This is a genomic window from Streptomyces sp. NPDC048002 (genome assembly GCF_040653275.1).
Classification (GTDB): domain Bacteria; phylum Actinomycetota; class Actinomycetes; order Streptomycetales; family Streptomycetaceae; genus Streptomyces.
The window spans coordinates 35,601-52,057 of sequence record NZ_JBEZNL010000052.1; the positions used below are offsets into that span (position 1 = coordinate 35,601).

At 72.4% G+C, this 16,457-nt stretch carries 13 protein-coding genes and 1 pseudogene; 7 read left to right on the top strand and 7 right to left on the bottom strand.

The window, feature by feature from the left end:
* Positions 1-228: 228 nt before the first annotated feature.
* The 4 genes from lnt to AB0E07_RS36420 all read left to right on the top strand — a co-directional run bounded on the left by lnt (position 229) and on the right by AB0E07_RS36420 (position 5,228).
* On the top strand, positions 229-1,836 hold the full coding sequence (gene lnt, locus AB0E07_RS36405) for an apolipoprotein N-acyltransferase (protein ID WP_362261674.1): 1,608 nt from the start codon (positions 229-231) through the stop codon (positions 1,834-1,836).
* Positions 1,837-1,904: 68 nt separating this feature from the next.
* Positions 1,905-2,384 (top strand): NUDIX domain-containing protein, encoded by a 480-nt coding sequence (locus AB0E07_RS36410; RefSeq protein WP_362261677.1) that lies wholly within the window; start codon positions 1,905-1,907, stop codon positions 2,382-2,384.
* 54 nt (positions 2,385-2,438) lie between these two features.
* Positions 2,439-3,239: a 3-hydroxybutyrate dehydrogenase gene (locus tag AB0E07_RS36415; RefSeq protein WP_362261680.1), complete on the top strand. Its 801-nt coding sequence runs from the start codon at positions 2,439-2,441 to the stop codon at positions 3,237-3,239.
* A gap of 66 nt (positions 3,240-3,305) precedes the next feature.
* Entirely contained in the window at positions 3,306-5,228 is a 1,923-nt protein-coding gene (locus tag AB0E07_RS36420; RefSeq protein WP_362261682.1) for a GAF domain-containing protein, read from the top strand.
* Positions 5,229-5,305: 77 nt separating this feature from the next.
* On the opposite strand, the gene AB0E07_RS36425 is transcribed toward AB0E07_RS36420, so the two are convergent.
* Positions 5,306-6,676: an MFS transporter gene (locus tag AB0E07_RS36425; RefSeq protein WP_362261684.1), complete on the bottom strand. Its 1,371-nt coding sequence runs from the start codon at positions 6,674-6,676 to the stop codon at positions 5,306-5,308.
* Positions 6,677-6,845: 169 nt separating this feature from the next.
* A complete protein-coding gene (locus AB0E07_RS36430; protein ID WP_362261687.1) occupies positions 6,846-7,649 on the bottom strand; it encodes a class I SAM-dependent methyltransferase in 804 nt (267 codons plus the stop codon).
* 151 nt (positions 7,650-7,800) lie between these two features.
* On the opposite strand from AB0E07_RS36430, the gene AB0E07_RS36435 reads away from it, so the two are divergent.
* The 3 genes from AB0E07_RS36435 to AB0E07_RS36445 all read left to right on the top strand — a co-directional run bounded on the left by AB0E07_RS36435 (position 7,801) and on the right by AB0E07_RS36445 (position 11,629).
* Positions 7,801-9,006 carry a serine hydrolase domain-containing protein gene (locus AB0E07_RS36435; protein WP_362261690.1) on the top strand — a complete coding sequence of 402 codons (1,206 nt, stop codon included), beginning with the start codon at positions 7,801-7,803 and terminating at the stop codon, positions 9,004-9,006.
* Between the two features lie 65 nt (positions 9,007-9,071).
* Entirely contained in the window at positions 9,072-10,274 is a 1,203-nt protein-coding gene (locus AB0E07_RS36440; RefSeq protein WP_362261693.1) for an alpha/beta fold hydrolase, read from the top strand.
* A 98-nt stretch (positions 10,275-10,372) separates the two neighbouring features.
* Positions 10,373-11,629: a serine hydrolase domain-containing protein gene (locus AB0E07_RS36445; RefSeq protein WP_362261696.1), complete on the top strand. Its 1,257-nt coding sequence runs from the start codon at positions 10,373-10,375 to the stop codon at positions 11,627-11,629.
* A gap of 59 nt (positions 11,630-11,688) precedes the next feature.
* Here the strand turns inward: AB0E07_RS36445 and AB0E07_RS36450 are convergent, their stop codons facing one another.
* From AB0E07_RS36450 to AB0E07_RS36470, 5 genes and pseudogenes are all read right to left on the bottom strand, one after another.
* The gene (locus tag AB0E07_RS36450) at positions 11,689-13,707 is read right to left on the bottom strand and encodes a serine protease (RefSeq protein ID WP_362261699.1); all 2,019 of its coding nucleotides are present in this window, start codon (positions 13,705-13,707) and stop codon (positions 11,689-11,691) included.
* Between the two features lie 529 nt (positions 13,708-14,236).
* Positions 14,237-14,434 (bottom strand): hypothetical protein, encoded by a 198-nt coding sequence (locus tag AB0E07_RS36455; protein ID WP_362261702.1) that lies wholly within the window; start codon positions 14,432-14,434, stop codon positions 14,237-14,239.
* Between the two features lie 34 nt (positions 14,435-14,468).
* Positions 14,469-14,681 carry a hypothetical protein gene (locus AB0E07_RS36460; RefSeq protein WP_362261706.1) on the bottom strand — a complete coding sequence of 71 codons (213 nt, stop codon included), beginning with the start codon at positions 14,679-14,681 and terminating at the stop codon, positions 14,469-14,471.
* 75 nt (positions 14,682-14,756) lie between these two features.
* Positions 14,757-14,948, bottom strand: coding sequence for a hypothetical protein (locus tag AB0E07_RS36465; protein ID WP_362261709.1), 192 nt, complete (start codon positions 14,946-14,948; stop codon positions 14,757-14,759).
* 269 nt (positions 14,949-15,217) lie between these two features.
* A pseudogene (locus tag AB0E07_RS36470) lies at positions 15,218-16,457 on the bottom strand (hypothetical protein); the annotation flags it as partial.

Genomic DNA, 16,457 nt, shown 5'->3' on the forward strand with positions numbered 1-16,457 from the left:
CCCGACCCCCGCAACCCGGTCGTCCCCCGGCCCGTGACCCAGCCCTGCGTCACGGTCCTGACCGGCTCGTTCGACACTTGCTCCGGCACACCGTAACGGCTGATGGGCGATTTGTGGACGTCCTGTGCGCGAGCGATGCGGCACACCCGGCGGGACCCGAGCCGCACCCGTGCCGGGCCCGGCGGACCGCGCTGTCGGCGTCCGTGCCCGCCGCCGTACACTCCCGGAGTGACCGTCACCGCAACTTCCGTGGACGGGTCGGACCAGGTGAACCCCCTCGCGCCCGCCCCACGCCGGGCGTGGCTCGCGCGCCTGCTGCCCGCCCTCGCCGCGGCGCTCCTCGGAGTGCTGCTCTACGTCAGCTTCCCGCCGCGCACCCTGTGGTGGCTGGCCGTGCCCGCCTTCGCCGGCTTCGGCCGGCTGCTGCGCGGCCGCGGTTGGAAGGCGGGGCTCGGTCTCGGTTACCTCTTCGGTCTGGGTTTCCTGCTGCCGCTCCTGGTGTGGACCGGTGTGGAGGTGGGCCCCGGCCCCTGGCTCGCGCTCGTCGTCATCGAGGCGGCTTTCGTCGCCCTGGTCGGCGCGGGCGTCGCCGCCGTCTCGCGCCTGCCGGGATGGCCCCTGTGGGCCGCGGCGCTGTGGACCGCCGGGGAGGCGGCACGCGCGCGCGTGCCGTTCAGCGGATTCCCCTGGGGCAAGATCGCCTTCGGCCAGGCCGACGGTGTCTTCCTGCCGCTCGCCGCGGTGGGCGGCACCCCGGTGCTCGGCTTCGCGGTCGTCCTGTGCGGCTTCGGCCTGTACGAGGTCGTGCGGCTCGGCGTCGAGCTGCGGCGCACCGGTGCCGTCCGGCGTCCGGCGGCCGCCGTGGCCCTGCTCGCCCTCCTCGCGCCGCTCGCCGGAGCGCTGGCCGCCCGTCCGCTGGTCAGCGACAAAGCCGAGGACGGCACCGTGACCGTCGCGGTCATCCAGGGCAACGTGCCGCGCGCCGGGCTCGACTTCAACTCCCAGCGCCGGGCCGTCCTCGACTACCACGCGCGGGAAACGGAGCGGCTGGCCGCCGAGATCAAGGCCGGCAAGGTCGACCGACCCGACTTCGTCCTGTGGCCGGAGAACTCCTCCGACATCGATCCCTTCGCCAACGCCGACGCCCGCGAGGTCATCGACGCGGCGGCCAAGGCCGTCGGCGTGCCGATCTCCGTCGGCGGTGTGGTCAAGCGGGACGGGAAGCTGCTCAACGAGCAGATCCTCTGGGACCCGGTCCAGGGCCCCCTCCAGACCTACGACAAGCGGCAGATCCAGCCCTTCGGCGAGTACCTGCCGCTGCGGTCGCTGATCGGTTCGATCAACTCCGAGTGGACGTCGATGGTCCGCCAGGACTTCAGCCGGGGTACCGAGCCCGGCGTCTTCGACATCGGCGGCACCAAGGTCGGCCTCGCCACCTGCTACGAGGCCGCGTTCGACTGGGCCGTGCGGGACACCGTCACCGACGGCGCGCAGATGATCTCCGTGCCCAGCAACAACGCCACCTTCGACCGCAGCGAGATGACCTACCAGCAGCTCGCCATGTCCCGGGTGCGCGCGGTCGAGCACAGCCGCACCGTCACGGTGCCGGTCACCAGCGGGGTCAGCGCGATCATCATGCCGGACGGGACGATCACCCAGAAGACGGGCATGTTCGTCGCCGACTCGCTCGTCCAGGAGGTGCCCCTGCGCTCCTCCGAGACGCCCGCCACGAAGCTCGGCATCCTGCCGGAGATCGCCCTGGTGCTGATCGCCGCGGGCGGTCTGGGCTGGGCGATCGCCGCGGGAGTACGCGGGCGGCGCGCCGGTGACGTGTAACCGTCCGCCCGCCGTACGCCGGGTGCAGGCCCGGCGGCCCGCCGGGGCCGCCGGTTAGGGTCGGGGCCATGGCCACTCCTGACTTCATCCGTACGATCCGGGCCGCGGCCGGTCACCAGTTGCTCTGGCTGCCCGGTGTCAGCGCCGTCGTCCTCGACGACGCGGGCAGGGTCCTGCTCGGACAGCGCGCCGACAACCAGCAGTGGGCGGTGATCTCCGGGATACCGGACCCGGGGGAGCAGCCGGCGGCGTGCGCCGTGCGGGAGGTGTACGAGGAGACGGGCGTGCGCAGCGTGCCCGAGCGGATCGTGCTCGTGAAGTCCGGCAGGGAGGTCACCTTCGACAACGGTGACATCTGCCAGTTCATGGACGTCTGCTTCCGCTGCCGGGCGGTCGGCGGCGAGGCCCGGGTCAACGACGACGAGTCCCTGCAGGTCGGCTGGTTCGACGTGGACGCCCTGCCGCCGCTGAGTGAGTCACAGCTGTTCCGGATCAAACAGGCCCTGTCCGATGAACCCACATGGTTCGAACCCATGACCTCCGATTGAAGTATGGGTTCTGACCACATGGGGTGGCGGGGGTGCGCTGCCTAGGGTCTGGGCATGACCCCGCCCAACGCCCTCCCGGCTCCCTCCGCCCTCTCCCTCGACCTCGGGGGCCGCACCGCGCTCGTCACCGGCGCCGCCGGCGGTATCGGCCGAGCCTGCGCCCTGCGCCTCGCGGCCGCCGGGGCCAAGGTCAGAGCGGTCGATCGGGACGTGGCCGGCCTGGAGACGCTCGCCGAACAGGGCCGGGGCCTGGCCGGCACCGTCGAGCCCCACCCCCTCGACCTCACCGACCTGGACGCCGCCGAACACGCGGCCGCGGGCACCGACGTCCTGGTCAACAACGCCGGACTGCAACTGGTCCGCCCGCTGGAGGAGTTCCCGCCCGAGGTCTTCCACACGGTGCTCACCGTGATGCTGGAGGCGCCGTTCCGGCTCATCCGCGGTGCCCTGCCCCATATGTACGGCCAGGGCTGGGGCCGGATCGTCAACGTGTCCTCCGTGCACGGCCTGCGCGCCTCCGCCTACAAGTCGGCGTACGTGGCCGCCAAGCACGGACTGGAGGGGCTCTCCAAGACCGCGGCCCTGGAGGGCGCGCCCCATGGAGTCACCTCGAACTGTGTGTGCCCGGCCTATGTGCGCACCCCGCTGGTCGAGCGGCAGATCACCGACCAGGCCCAGGCGCACGGGATACCCGAGGAGCGGGTCCTGACCGACGTCATGCTCCAGGACAGCGCGCTCAAGCGGCTCATCGAACCGGACGAGGTCGCCGAGGCCGTTGCGTATCTGTGCAGTCCACAGGCATCCTTCGTGACCGGCGCGTCGCTCGTCCTGGACGGCGGCTGGACCGCGCACTGAGCGGCCGCCGTCGCGGGTTGTCCACAGGGCCGACCCGGCGTCCGTCCGATGGGGAATCCTGTGAGCATGTCCCGCGATCACGTGCAGTCGGCAGAGCGCTCCACCGGCCCGGCGCCGGACGGCGGCGCCGAGACGCCGTTCCTGGAGCTGCTGGCCAGGGGCGCCCCGGCCGACGCCTACGAGCAGCCGATGCTGCGCGCCCGCGCCGAGGGACGGTCCGCCGAGCGGATCGCCGCCCTCGAAGCGGCCAAGCTGCTGGCCCTGCGCGTCCGCTCGGAGCTGGAGGGACGGCGCCGGCGCGAGGCCGAACTGTCCGCGCTCTTCGAGACCGCCCACGACCTGGCCGGACTGCGGGACCTGGACGCCGTGCTCCAGGCGATCGTGCAGCGCGCCCGTTCCCTGCTCGGCACGGACGTGGCCTACCTCAGCCTGAACGACACCGAGCGCGGCGACACCTACATGCGGGTGACCGAGGGCTCGGTCGCGGCCCGCTTCCAGCAACTGCGCCTGGGCATGGGCGAGGGACTCGGCGGGCTCGTCGCCCAGACGGCACGCCCCTACGTCACCGACGACTACTTCCAGGACGACCGGTTCCGGCACACCCACAGCATCGACTCCGGCGTGCGCGACGAGGGCCTGGTGGCGATCTGCGGGGTGCCGCTGATGCTGGGGCACCACGTGATCGGCGTGCTGTTCGCCGCCGACCGGCGGGCCCGGGTCTTCGAGCGGGAGCAGATCGCCCTGCTCGGCTCCTTCGCCGCCCTGGCGGCCGCCGCCATCGACACCGCCAACCTGCTCACCGAGACCCGCTCGGCCCTCGCCGACCTGGAGCGCGCCAACGAGATCATCGGGGACCGCAGCGGTGTGATCGAGCGCGCCTCCGACGTCCACGACCGGCTCGCCGAACTGGTGCTGCGCGGCGGCGGGGTGCACGACGTGGCCGCAGCCGTCTCCGAAGTACTCGACGGCACGGTCGAGTTCACCGAGCACGCCCCCGCGCGCGCCCTGGAGACCTCCCGCGCCGAAGGGCACGCCGTACGGCACCAGGACGACTGGATCGCGGCCGTCGCCGCGGGCGGTGAGCTGCTCGGCGCGCTCGTGCTGCGCGGCCATCCGGGGCTCGACCCGGTCGACCAGCGCACCCTGGAGCGCGCCGCCATGGTCACCTCACTGCTGCTGCTCGCCCGGCGCTCCGCCGCCGAGGCCGAACAGCGGGTCCGCGGCGAACTGCTGGACGACCTGCTGGACGGCCGCGACCGCGACCCCCGTCTGCTGCGCGAGCGCGCCGCCCGGCTCGACGCCGACCTCGACGCCGTCCACGTGGTGCTCGCCGCCCGTCTGGAGGGCCCCGGGACCGACGCCGACCAGGAGGCGGCCGCCCGCCGCCGTCTGTGGTCCGCGGCCTCCCACCTCGCCGCCACCCGGCACGGCCTCGCCGCGGCCCGCGGGGGCGGCACCGTCCTGCTGCTGCCCCTGGAGGGCGACGACACCGCGACCGACCTGGCCCGCCGCACCGCCCGCCAGCTCGGCGCCGCCGTCCGCGAGACGGTCACCGTCGGCGCCTCCGCCCCCGTCGAGGACCTCGCCGCCTACCCGCACGCCGTGGCCGCCGCCTACGAGGAGGGCGGCCGCTGTCTGGAGGCGCTGCGACTGCTCGGCCGTTCGGGGGACGGCGCGGCGGCCGAGGACTTCGGGTTCGTCGGACTGCTGCTGGCCGGCGACCGGGACATCGCCGGTTTCGTCGACCGCACCATCGGCGCCGTCGTCACCTACGACGAACGGCGCGGCACCGACCTGGTCCGCACCCTCGACGCCTACTTCGCCTGCGGGATGAGCCCCGCCCGCACCAAGGACGATCTGCACGTCCATGTGAACACCGTCGCCCAGCGCCTGGAACGCGTCGGACGCCTCCTCGGCGACGACTGGCAGAGCCCGGCGCGGGCCCTGGAGATCCAGATGGCGCTGAGGCTGCACCGACTGGCGGGGTGAGCCCGTCCGTACGGACCCGTATGCCGACGGCCCCACCCGCCCCGAAGGGCCGGCGGGGCCGTCACCGGCCGCGAGGCTCAGCGCACCGAGGCCGGGTCCGGAGTCTCCTGCTCGGAGGACGTGGCCCCGATCCGGGTCAGGTCACGGTGGCGGGTCTCCCGGGCCGCCGCCAGGGCGACGAGCGTGATGGCCACCGCGACCAGCAGGTACAGCGAGACCAGGGTCGAGCCGCCGGACTCCGCGAGCAGCGCCGTGGCGATGAGCGGCGCCGGGGCGCCCGCCGCTACGGAGGCGAACTGCGCGCCCATCGAGGCACCCGAGTACCGCATCCGCGTCGCGAACATCTCGGAGAAGAAGGCCGCCTGCGGCGCGTACATCGCCCCGTGGAAGACCAGGCCCACCGTCACCGCGAGGATCAGCATCCCGAAGCTCTCGGTGTCGACGAGGGCGAAGAACGGGAACGCCCAGGCGCCGATGCCGAGGGCGCCCACCAGGTAGACCGGACGCCGGCCGATCCGGTCGGACAGCGCGCCCCAGGCGGGAATCACCGCGAAGTGGATCGCGGAGGCGATCAGTACGGCGTTCAGCGCGGTCTGCTTGGACAGGCCGGTGTGCTCCACGGCGTAGACCAGGATGAACGCCGTGATCACGTAGTAGGAGATGTTCTCGGCCATGCGCGCGCCCATCGCGACGAGCACGTCCTTCCAGTGGTGCCGCAACACGGCGACCAGCGGCATCTTCTCGGCGGAGTCCTCGGCCCGGCGCGCCTCGGCGTGTGCCAGCGCCGCCTTGAACACCGGCGACTCGTCGACGGAGAGCCGGATCCACATCCCGACGATCACCAGCACACCGGAGAGCAGGAACGGTATCCGCCAGCCCCATGACTCGAACTGGCCCTCGCTGAGCAGCGCCGTCAGGGCGGCCAGCACACCGGTGGCGAGGAGCTGCCCCGCCGGCGCGCCGGTCTGCGGCCACGAGGCCCAGAAGCCGCGCCGCCGCGCGTCCCCGTGCTCGGAGACCAGCAGGACCGCGCCGCCCCACTCGCCGCCGAGGGCGAAGCCCTGGACGAGCCGCAGCACGGTCAGCAGCACCGGGGCGGCGCTGCCGATGGTCGCGTGGGTGGGGAGCAGGCCGATGGCGAAGGTGGCGCCGCCCATCAGCAGCAGGCTGAGCACCAGCAGCTTTTTCCGTCCGAGCCGGTCCCCGTAGTGCCCGAAGACCAGGGCGCCGATGGGCCGGGCGGCGAATCCGACGGCGTACGTGAGGAAGGAGAGCAGGGTGCCGACGAGGGGGTCGGAGTCGGGGAAGAACAGGGTGTTGAACACCAGAGCGGCGGCGGCACCGTAGAGGAAGAAGTCGTACCACTCGATGGTCGTGCCGATGAGGGACGCGGCGACGATGCGCTTGAGATTGTTCGGCGTCGGTGGAGCGGTTGCTGCGGAGGCCATGTGCGCCACTTCCTCGTGTGCGGTGGGGACGGGTGGGTGTCGGCACACCGTAGAAACCCGCAGGTGGGGCGCACATGTGGTGGGGCAACATAGTTTCGGATGTGGTTATGCGTTGGGGCACCATGCGGGGCCCTGAGGCGTCGGCCGGGCGTGGAATTGTCCCGCGTTCTCAGGCCCGGCGTCCCCAGGCCAGCAGCATGCCCGGCGCGAGTGCGGCGAGGTGGGGCGAGTCCAGCTGGGCCAGGGCCACGTCCACCGTGGCGGCGTCCACCCGGCCGGTCGCCTCCAGTTCGGGGCGCATCCGCCGCCAGGTCTGCGACCAGAACCGGGCCAGCGGGCCGCCCGGGGTCAGCGGCGGGCAGTACAGCTCCGCGGCCACCTCCACCAGACCCTCCTCCCGCAGGAAACGCGGGTAGGCCGCGATGTGCGCGATGTCGGTGCCGATCGTCTCGCGCAGGGCCTCCCACATGGCGTCCATGGTCCGCCGGTAGGCCGAGGCGGTGTCGAGCCGGTCCGGCAGTTCCACGGCGTCGCCGAGCAGGATCCGGCCGCCGGGGTTGAGCAGGCCCGCGAGCCGGGCGAGGACGCGACGCCGCTCGGGCAGGTGCATCAGCACGAAGCGGGCGTGGATCAGGTCGAAGGTGCCCAGGTCGAGGCCCTCGTCCGTGAGGTCCGCCGTGACCACCCGGAGGCCGGGATCCTCCGCGCCCTCCAGCGCGCCGGTGTCGCGGTCCAGCGCGACGACCTCGTCGACACCCGCCTCCCGCAGCAGCCAGCGGGCCACGGTGCCCGTCCCCGCCCCCACCTCCAGACAGCGCAGACCGGGCCCGGCCCCCAGCGCCCGGAGCCGGTGGGTCGTGACGGGGTCGTAGACCACCGCGGCGTCGTCGATCCGCTCCGCCTCGCGCGGATGCGCGGGCTCGAACAGGCTCTCGCCGTAGCGCCCGCGACCGGCGGGATTCTCTCCAGGCATGTTCCGACGCTAGGGCCCGGACCGGCACCCGGCCATCCGGGACCGATCGAGTGGACTCGCCCGCACCGGGGCCACGGCGCGGACCTCCCGCGCACGCCCGGATGGTGATGTGGCCCTCGGCAACCCCCTGATCCGGAAGAGGCGCCCCCGTATGCGACGCACCCCCTCCCGCCGCCTGTTCGCCGCGGCCCTGCTCGTGGCATCCGTGCTCGTCCCCGTGACGGTGGCCCCCGCCACGGCCGTGCAGGCCACCGTCGCGCCCGACCGGCACGGCCCCGACGACTGCCCCGAGCACGGGTTCGGCCCCGAGCTGACCGAGCGGCTGGACAAGGCCATCGAGGACGTCCGCCAGGAGGCGGGCATCCCGGGCACCATCGTGGGCCTGTGGATGCCGGGCCGGGGCAGCTACGTCCGCGCCACCGGAGTGGCCGACACCGCCACCGGCCGGCCTATGACCAGCGACATGTTCGTGCGCATCGGCAGCGAGACGAAGACCTTCACCGTCACCGCCCTGCTGAAACTCGTCGACGCCGGCCGCGTCGGCCTCGACGACCCGATCTCCCGGTACGTCCGCGGAGTGCCGAACGGCTCCCGCATCACCCTGCGGCACCTGGCCGAGATGCGCAGCGGCCTGTACCCGTACACCTTCGACCCCGACTTCCAGCACGACCTGATGAGCGACCCCACCCGCTCGATCACCCCGAGGGAGCTGCTCGCCTACGCCTTCCGGCACGCCAACACCGCCGATCCCGGCGCGGAGTTCCAGTACTCCAACACCAACCTGATCCTGCTGGGCCTCGTCATCGAGAAGGTCAGCGGACGCCCGCTCGCCGAGGTCATCGAGCGCGAGGTGCTCCGCCCCGCCGAGCTGCGCCGCACGCTCTTCCCGAGCGACTCCGCGATCCCGAGGCCCCACCCCCGCGGCTACACCAACCAGACGCCGACCGGCGAGGTCACCGACAGCACCGACTGGAACCCCAGTTGGGCCTGGGCGGCCGGGGCCATGATCTCCGACCTGCCCGACCTGCGCCGCTGGGCCAGGATCGTCGCCACCGGCACGCTGCTGAGCCCGCGGACCCAGGCGGAGCGGCTGAAGACGCTGCCCACCGGCATCCCCGGCACCAGCTACGGCCTGGGCATCTTCGACACCAACGGCTGGATCGGGCACAACGGCTCGATCCCCGGGTACGAGACCGTCACCGTGTACCTCCCCGCCGAGAAGGCGACCCTGGTGGTCATGATCAACACGGACATCACCCACGCGGGCCAGGAGCCGTCCTCCCTGGTCGCCCGCGCGATCACCGAGATCGTCACCCCGGACCACCTGTACGGCCGCGCGTCCACGCGGACCCGGTAGCGGGCTGCCGGTCCGTCGTGCCGGCCGGCACGACGCCTTTTCGCCACTCCTCTGGGGGTACACCGATGCGGCTCTTCGACGACGCCATGTTCCAAATGTTCGCCGAGCGGGCACTGACGACCATCAACGGCGGCGGCGCGGAATGGGGTGAATGCGCCCTGACCGCCGAGCGGATCTTCGAGGGGGACGCCGACAGCTGGTACGAGGAGTGGGCCGCGACGGCGACGATGGTCCGCGGCTGGGCCGAGGAGAGCGACCGGGCCGGGCACCGGGTCAGCGCCCGCGAGACGTACCTGCGGGCCTCCACGTACTACCGGGTGTCGTACTACCCGCTCTTCGGCGCACCCGTGGACCCCCGGCTCATCGACGCGGCCGCACGGGAGCGCGCGTGCTTCGCGCGGTTCGCCGAGCTGAGCGATCCGCCCCTCGTCCCGGTCAGGGTGCCCTTCGAGGGGACCTACCTGGACGGCTACCTGTGCCCCGCGCGGGGAACGGCGGCCGAACACGGTCCACGCCCCACCGTCATCGCCGTCAACGGCTACGACTCCAACGTCCACGAGATGTACTGGGCACACGCCCGGCCCGCCTGCCGACGGGGCTACCACTGTCTGCTGGTGGACGGTCCGGGACAGGGACTGGCCCTGGTCGGACAGGGCCTGACGATGCGTCCGGACTGGGAGAACGTGCTGCGCCCGGTCATCGACCACGCGGTGACGCTGCCCGGGGTGGACGCGGAGCGGCTGGCGGTGATCGGCTGGAGCTTCGGCGGATTCCTGGCCCCGCGCGGGGTCAGCGGCGACCGGCGCGTGGCGGCGCTGGTCGCCGACCCCGGCCAGTGGGACCAGTTGGAGAACATCCGCGGGATCCTGCCCCTGCCCGGCGAGCTGAAGGAACGGCTCCCCGACGTGGACCCCGCCGAGCTGGAACCGCACCTCAGACCGCTGGTCCGGTCCGCTGTCATGCGCTGGCGGCTGGTCCGGCGGGGGCTCTGGGTGCACGGACTGCACAGCCTCGGCGAGTACGTCGTCGAACTCGACCGCTACCGGCTCTCCGACGTCGTCGCCGACATCTCCTGTCCCACGCTGATCACCACGAGCGACGGTGACCCGACCGCGGCCGGGGCCCAGAAGCTGTACGAGGCACTGGACTGCCCCAAGCTCCTGGTGCGGTTCACCGCCGCCGAGGGGGCCCAGGGACACTGCGAGAGCTGGAACCGCTCCCGCTACGACCAGCGGGTCTTCGACTGGCTGGACGAGGTGCTGAACTGACGCCCCGTCGGACGCGCGGCGGACCTGACGGGTGATCTTCGGGCGAGTCGAGGCATCGCTCGGCCACCGCGCGGAGGCGCCCGGCGAATACTCCGGCCATGAGAAAGCCCCGTAGCGGACCCCGCTCCCCGCGCCCGTCGCGTCCGGTCGCGGCCACCGCTCTCGCCGCCGTCACCGCCGTTCTCGCCCTGAGCACCCCCGCCCCGGCCGTCGTCGGAACGCCCGGCGAGGGCGCCGGCCACGGCCGTCCCTGCGTCGGCTCGCGGCTTCCCGAGCGCGGCCCGGCGCGCGAGGTCGTACGGATCGCCGAGCAGGCCAAGGAGGAGCTGGACCTCAAGTCGGTGATCCTCCGTGTCACGGCGGACCGCCGCGAACTCGTCACCACCGCGCTCGGCGAGTCGATGACCGGCGTACCCGCCCGGCCCGCCCTGCACTTCCGCAACGGCAACATCGCGATCAGCTACATGGGAACGGCCCTGCTGCGCCTCGTCGACGAGGGCAGGGTGGACCTGGACGCCCCCGTCGGACGCTGGCTGCCCGACCTGCCGGACGGCGACCGGATCACGCTGCGCATGCTGGCCGCCTCCACCACCGGCCTGCGGGACTACGTCACCTCGCCGGGCTTCCCGGAGGCCGTCGGCGAGAACCCGTTCCGGCAGTGGACGCCCGAGGAACTCGTCGGCATCTCCACGAGCCAGGAGCCCTGGTACGAGCCGGGCACCAACTGGAACTACTCGCACGCCAACTTCGTCCTCCTCGGCGCCGCCCTGGAGAAGATCACCCGGACCCGGCTGGACGTGCTGCTCCAGCGCGAGATCATGGGCCCGCTCGGCCTGCGCGAGACCCGCAACAGCTTCACGCCCGACATCCCCACGCCCGTCCTGCACGCCTTCACCTCCGATCGCGGGACCTACGAGGAGTCCACCTTCTGGAACCCCTCCTGGACGACGGCGCCCGGCGCCGTGCAGACCACCGACATCTGCGACCTGGCCCGCTCGGCCAGCGCCATCGGCTCCGGCGAACTCCTCTCGCCGTCCTCGTACGAGGAACTGCTGAACCCGGGAACGGTGGGGCTCGGCCAGGCGACCGGGGCGTGTCCGGCCTCGGTGTGCATCGCGCAGACCGAGGAGACGCACTACGGCATGGGCGTCCTCGTCCTCGGCGACTGGGTCGCCCAGCACCCCCTGTTCTTCGGATACTCCGCCTCCATGGCCCACCTCCCGGCCGAGCGTCTCTCCATCGCGGTCTCCACCACCCAGGGCACCGGTGCCGCGGACGGCCACTCGGCGCATGTGATCCTCCAGCGCATCGCGGCGGCGCTCGCCCCGGACCATCCGGTCCCGGACTTCGGCTGAGCCGACCGCGGTCCGTCCCCCGGCCCACGGGTCCCGTGCGGCGGTGCTGCCGCACGGGGTCAGGCCAGGGCCTCGCCGATGGCCCGGGCCACCTCCGTGTGGGAGAGGTACTCGGTGATGTCGTGCGCCCGGTCCGTTCCGTTGACGACGATCCGCTGCTCCACCTCGCCCCAGCCGCGCTCCCGGAGCGGACAGCCGATGGCGACCGGGTCGGCGGCGGACCAGGCGTTGAGCCAGCCGCGGACGTTCCCCGGCCGGTGCGGACCACCGGCCAGCAGCCGGTCGGCGACCGCGTCCATGCCGAGCGGACTGCCGACGGTCACCAGCAGGACCCGGTCCACGCCGGCCGGCAGACGGCTCATCAGATCGACGCCCACCACCGTGCCCAGACTGTGCGTGACGAGGACGAGCGCGCCGCTGTCCGGCACGGCCTCGGCGACGGTGGCCAGTACCTCCTCCCGCACACGCGTGTCGCTCAGGTACCGGGCCACGTCCTGGAAGACCGTGTCGATGGTCCACTCGTCGAGGTCCGACCGGGCCGCCACCCATCCGAGGGCGCGTCGCAGCGTGCGCACCAAGGGGTCGATGCCCTCCTCGGCGGTTACCGCGGGGGTGTCCGCGCGGGCGCTCTCGGAGAGGCCGGCGCGGGCCGCGGCTTCGAGGAGAATGCGCCGGTAGGCGTCGCACTCGGCCACCGCCGCGGCACCGCCCTCGCCGGTGAGGGACTCGGGCGCGCAGAGCAGTTCGGCGAGCCGGTCGCCGTAGAACGGGAACCAGGTGTCGGCGGGGTCGAGGGTGCGCAGGCCGGCGCGGGTGAGGCCCTCGTTGAGGGCGCCGGTCCACTGTCTGCGCAGGGCCCCGGGGTCCTTGCCCTGCTGGTTCCTGCCGTGCAGGTAGACGAGTTGGCCGCGGCCGCCGAACGCGCCGCCCCGCGAGGCCAGGCCGACCGCAGCTCGGCGCGTCGCGCGTTCGGACACGGTGGGTGCGACCCTTTCGGTGCGCCCGGCCGCCGCCTCGTGGGGCGTACGGCCGTCGAGCCCCGACTCGCGGCCCATGCCCGCCAGCAGTTCACGCTGCGCCGGGGTCGGACGCGCGGTCGCCACATGTCGCAGCACGGAGCTGATGCGCACGCCCTCGTTGGCCACCCAGGAGAGCGCGTCCTCGCCGTCCTCCCGCTCCCACACCGTGCCGTCCTTGCGCAGGGGCCGTCCGGCGGAGTCCGTCTCGGGAACTCCGCTGTGATGGAGGGCCACCACTTCCCACTGGTCGTTGAAGACCGGGGAGCCGGAGTTGCCCGGCTCGGTGTCCGTGCGGTAGTGCAGGAAGTCGTCCAGCCGCGTCATCAGTTCGTTGTCGCGCAGGGCGATCTCCTTGAGCCGGCCGCTGGGGTGTCCGACCACGTTCACCGACTCGCCGACCACCAGCTTTCCGGTGCGGGCGCTGAGCCGGTTCCAGCCGAAGGTCTCACCGGGCCCCGCGCCACCGTCGACCGGCGCGAGGGCCACGAGCGCGTAGTCCAACGGCTCGTGGGCGAGGAACAGTTGGCCGGGTGCGAGCTCGACGCGGACGACGTCGTCGGGCGCGTTGTCCACCCCGACCTGCGCGTCGAACTCCACGAAGCACGATGCGGCGAACCCGGCTGTGGGCAGTACGTGGTGATTGGTCATCAGAAGGTGCGGAGAGACCAGGAAGCCTGTTCCCAGGGGGAGTTCGCGGCCGCCGTCCCGTACACCGATCCGGGCGACCGTGCGGGCCGCGCGGGCGCCGCGAGGAAGGAAGTTCGCCGCCTGGAGGTCGTTGGAGAGGCCGATGATCCGCTCGTACGCCGCGGGCAGGTCCAGCGGTTCGGCGTGAATGCGGTCCACGACGGCCGTGGCGGGCACGTCTCCCCGGCTCAGGATGCGTTCGGCCCGTGCGGCCAGTGCCTGCGGGGTGTCCGGGAAGGGTACGCCCTCCGCCCTCCGGCTCTCGGCCCGTTCGCGGGCCCCGGCGGAGTCGTGGTACCGGCGGGCGGCCTCGGTGATGTGGCGGTGCTGTTCGGCGTGGGTGTGGTCGCCGGGGGAGTCTGTTGAGGGCATTCGTCCCACCTCCGTGGGATACAGGGACGTGCGGCGGGCGCGGGACCACAGCTTCGGGCGCCGTGCCCGCCGCCCGTCCGTTCCGTGGGCCGGTCGGGACGATTCGGCCGGCCTAGACGATCCCGCCCCACACACAGGGGCCACCTGGCGAGCAGTTCCAGCCGCGCTGGTCCCTGCCCGCAGAGGGGCCGGGATCCGCGACGTCATGGCCGGACCTGTGCTGAGGAGCCATGTAGTGCCCTATTGCGCCGGGGGGCTGGTCGACGGGCTCGTACGTGTCCGTCACCACGAGGTGGGGCTCGTAGAAATCCCATCTGCGCTCGACGGTCGGTCCCTGCACGGGGAGATCGAGGCGGATGCCCGACCTGCCTTCCGAGTCATGGCCCCGCTCCGCAGCCGTCGCTCTCCGGGACTTGGCCTTCCTGCGTCGCTCGGTCGAGCGGCTTCTGGTGGGCTCTTCGTTCATCCTGATGTCCTTTCAGCCGCCGCGCCGACGGCGTGCCGTTCGGCCGCCGCCGGCGCGCGGACCTCAGTCGAACAGGGCCCCGAGGGCCGACCCGGCCAGCCCGAGCAGGGGCAGGATGGGCAGATTGGGCTCGACGCCGTCGGCGCCGTCGTGCTGCCCGTGCAGGTCGCTGGGTGCCCGGTCGACAGCGGGTGTCTGGAACGGTGTCCGCAGGGCGGTGACCGGCCCGTTGAGCCGCTGAGGGGTGGTCTCGCCGTTCATGGCGATCTCCTTTCGATGAGTTCTCACATCCGCCTTACAGCACGGCGTCCAGGGCACCCCGCGCGGCCTTGCCGAGAGCGGTCCACGGGATGTCCGACCAGCCGAAGTCCGCCTCTACACCGCCGGTGTCGCCGCGGCGAGAGGCCGGAGCGACAGGTGTGCGGTCGACGGCGGGCGTCTGGTGCGGCGCGCGCAGCGCGGTGGTCGGTGAGGGGGAACCCTCGGCCGACGTTCGCATCGCTGTCATGATGTTGTCCCTTCCGATCCCGTCGCCGGTGGGCGTTGCCCGACCCATCGGCGACGGAGGATCCGTGGTGAGCCGTCAGAGCAGGACGTTCGCCACTGTCTTCAGGATGTCGCCGAAGGCGAAGTTGGCCTCGACGCCACCCGAGTCCTGTGCGTCGGTTCCGGTGGTGACGGCGGGTGTGCGGTCGATCGCGGGTGTCTGGAACGGCGCGCGCAGGACCGTGGGCCGGGCCGGCCCCTCCTCGCGGGTGAACTGTGTGTCGATCATCGCTGTCTCCTCTCGCCAGTGGGAGCGCCGACGGGCGGTCGCCGCCGGTCGTCTTCGGAACTAGCCGCCCATGGACTGGCACATCTCGCGGGCGGAGCCGGTCAGGTTGGCGCACATCGACCTGTTCGCTTCCGCTCCGTCTCCCTCGGGGGTGACGGACGGCGCGCTTCGAGGGTCGCGCTGAATCGCGGGGCCCTGCGGAGGGGCCGAGAGGCGAGGACGAGGTGGTGTCTCCTGCATGACTTCTCCTCGGTGGAGGCGTACGGCGGTCAGTAGCCGCCGATGAACTTGTGGACGGGTGCGAGGCTGACCGGGAGGTCGTCGCTCACGTCGTAGGTGAAGAGGAACGAGAGCTTCGCCCTGCGGTCGTTCTCGGGGTCGAAGAACGTGATGACGACGTCCTGACAGTCCGATCCGGGGCGGCAGAACGGGCTCTTGGAGACCGTGATGGTGTCCAGGGAGTACAGATGCTTCTCGTCGCTGCCGGGAACCTGGTTCGCCGCCAGCATGCCCTCCGCCATCTCCTTGCCCACCTCGAACGCGTTGGTGCCGGCGAAGTTCAGCGCCCGGTCCGCGGAGCTCTGGCCGAGGTTGCGGAACTGCCAGTAGATCTTGTCGAGGAAGGCCCGGATCGTCTTCTCCGGGGCTGGCTGGTCGATCTTCACCTTGCGTTGGGCGAGGTCCTTCTTCAGAGCGGACAGCACCGCCTGGGTGAAGACGTGTTCGTTCCAGGTGTAGAGACCACGACTCCGTACCTCGACCACAGGAACGACCTGGCCGGAGAACAAACGCACCGTTCGATCGGTCAGCACCCCGGGGACCGAGACCCGCGACACGTACGTGGGACTCTCCCGGTCCTCGATCTGGCCGACTATCGCGTCCCGGAACGTCCGGTAGACCGTGGACACGGGCGGGTACGAGAGCGTCTCGACGATTTCCGCCAGGCGGGAGTCCTGCTCGCTCACCGCTGTCTCGGCATCCGTCCGTACGGTTGCCGCCGACGCGCCGGGATTCCGGATGATCGACTGAGTCCAGTCCATCCCCACCGGTGCCTCAGCCTCCAGGGCGTAGAGCGGCGTGGCGTCCATGTTCAGCGTCCACGTGAGCTTGTCGCAGGCCCAGGGGTTCTTCGCCAGATACGCGTGGAGTTGCCTGGGGTCGTAGACGTTGGGCGCGACTTCCTGTTCCGGATGGTCGGCGGTGGCCGGCCGGAACTCGTACGGCATCTGCTGCCGGAAGCTGTCCCGCCGGGCCTCGGTGCGGTAGTCGAAGCCGATCGTGCCGATGGCGAAGATCAGCTGACGTCCCTCGCCGCTCGCGACCGCGCCCGCGGCGCTCACCGACGTGCCCGTGCCGGGGCTGCCTCCGCAGGTGCCGCCGCAGTCCGGGCAGGAGGGGCGGACGCCCTGCTCCGCCGGGGCCGTGTGGGGGGCGGCCGTATGGGGGACGGGGTGCGGGGCGGGCTGGGGCGCCGGTTGTGTCGCAGCCCGCCTGGCCCGCGACAGATCG

Excerpts from the sequence above, each read along its gene's own strand:
- AB0E07_RS36410 (WP_362261677.1), top strand. The coding sequence starts at position 1,905 with ATGGCCACTCCTGACTTCATCCGTACGATCCGGGCCGCGGCCGGTCAC.
- AB0E07_RS36415 (WP_362261680.1), top strand. The coding sequence starts at position 2,439 with ATGACCCCGCCCAACGCCCTCCCGGCTCCCTCCGCCCTCTCCCTCGAC.
- AB0E07_RS36420 (WP_362261682.1), top strand. The coding sequence starts at position 3,306 with ATGTCCCGCGATCACGTGCAGTCGGCAGAGCGCTCCACCGGCCCGGCG.
- AB0E07_RS36425 (WP_362261684.1), bottom strand. The coding sequence starts at position 6,676 with ATGGCCTCCGCAGCAACCGCTCCACCGACGCCGAACAATCTCAAGCGC.
- AB0E07_RS36430 (WP_362261687.1), bottom strand. The coding sequence starts at position 7,649 with ATGCCTGGAGAGAATCCCGCCGGTCGCGGGCGCTACGGCGAGAGCCTG.
- AB0E07_RS36435 (WP_362261690.1), top strand. The coding sequence starts at position 7,801 with ATGCGACGCACCCCCTCCCGCCGCCTGTTCGCCGCGGCCCTGCTCGTG.
- AB0E07_RS36440 (WP_362261693.1), top strand. The coding sequence starts at position 9,072 with ATGCGGCTCTTCGACGACGCCATGTTCCAAATGTTCGCCGAGCGGGCA.
- AB0E07_RS36445 (WP_362261696.1), top strand. The coding sequence starts at position 10,373 with ATGAGAAAGCCCCGTAGCGGACCCCGCTCCCCGCGCCCGTCGCGTCCG.
- AB0E07_RS36450 (WP_362261699.1), bottom strand. The coding sequence starts at position 13,707 with ATGCCCTCAACAGACTCCCCCGGCGACCACACCCACGCCGAACAGCAC.
- AB0E07_RS36455 (WP_362261702.1), bottom strand. The coding sequence starts at position 14,434 with ATGAACGGCGAGACCACCCCTCAGCGGCTCAACGGGCCGGTCACCGCC.
- AB0E07_RS36460 (WP_362261706.1), bottom strand. The coding sequence starts at position 14,681 with ATGACAGCGATGCGAACGTCGGCCGAGGGTTCCCCCTCACCGACCACC.
- AB0E07_RS36465 (WP_362261709.1), bottom strand. The coding sequence starts at position 14,948 with ATGATCGACACACAGTTCACCCGCGAGGAGGGGCCGGCCCGGCCCACG.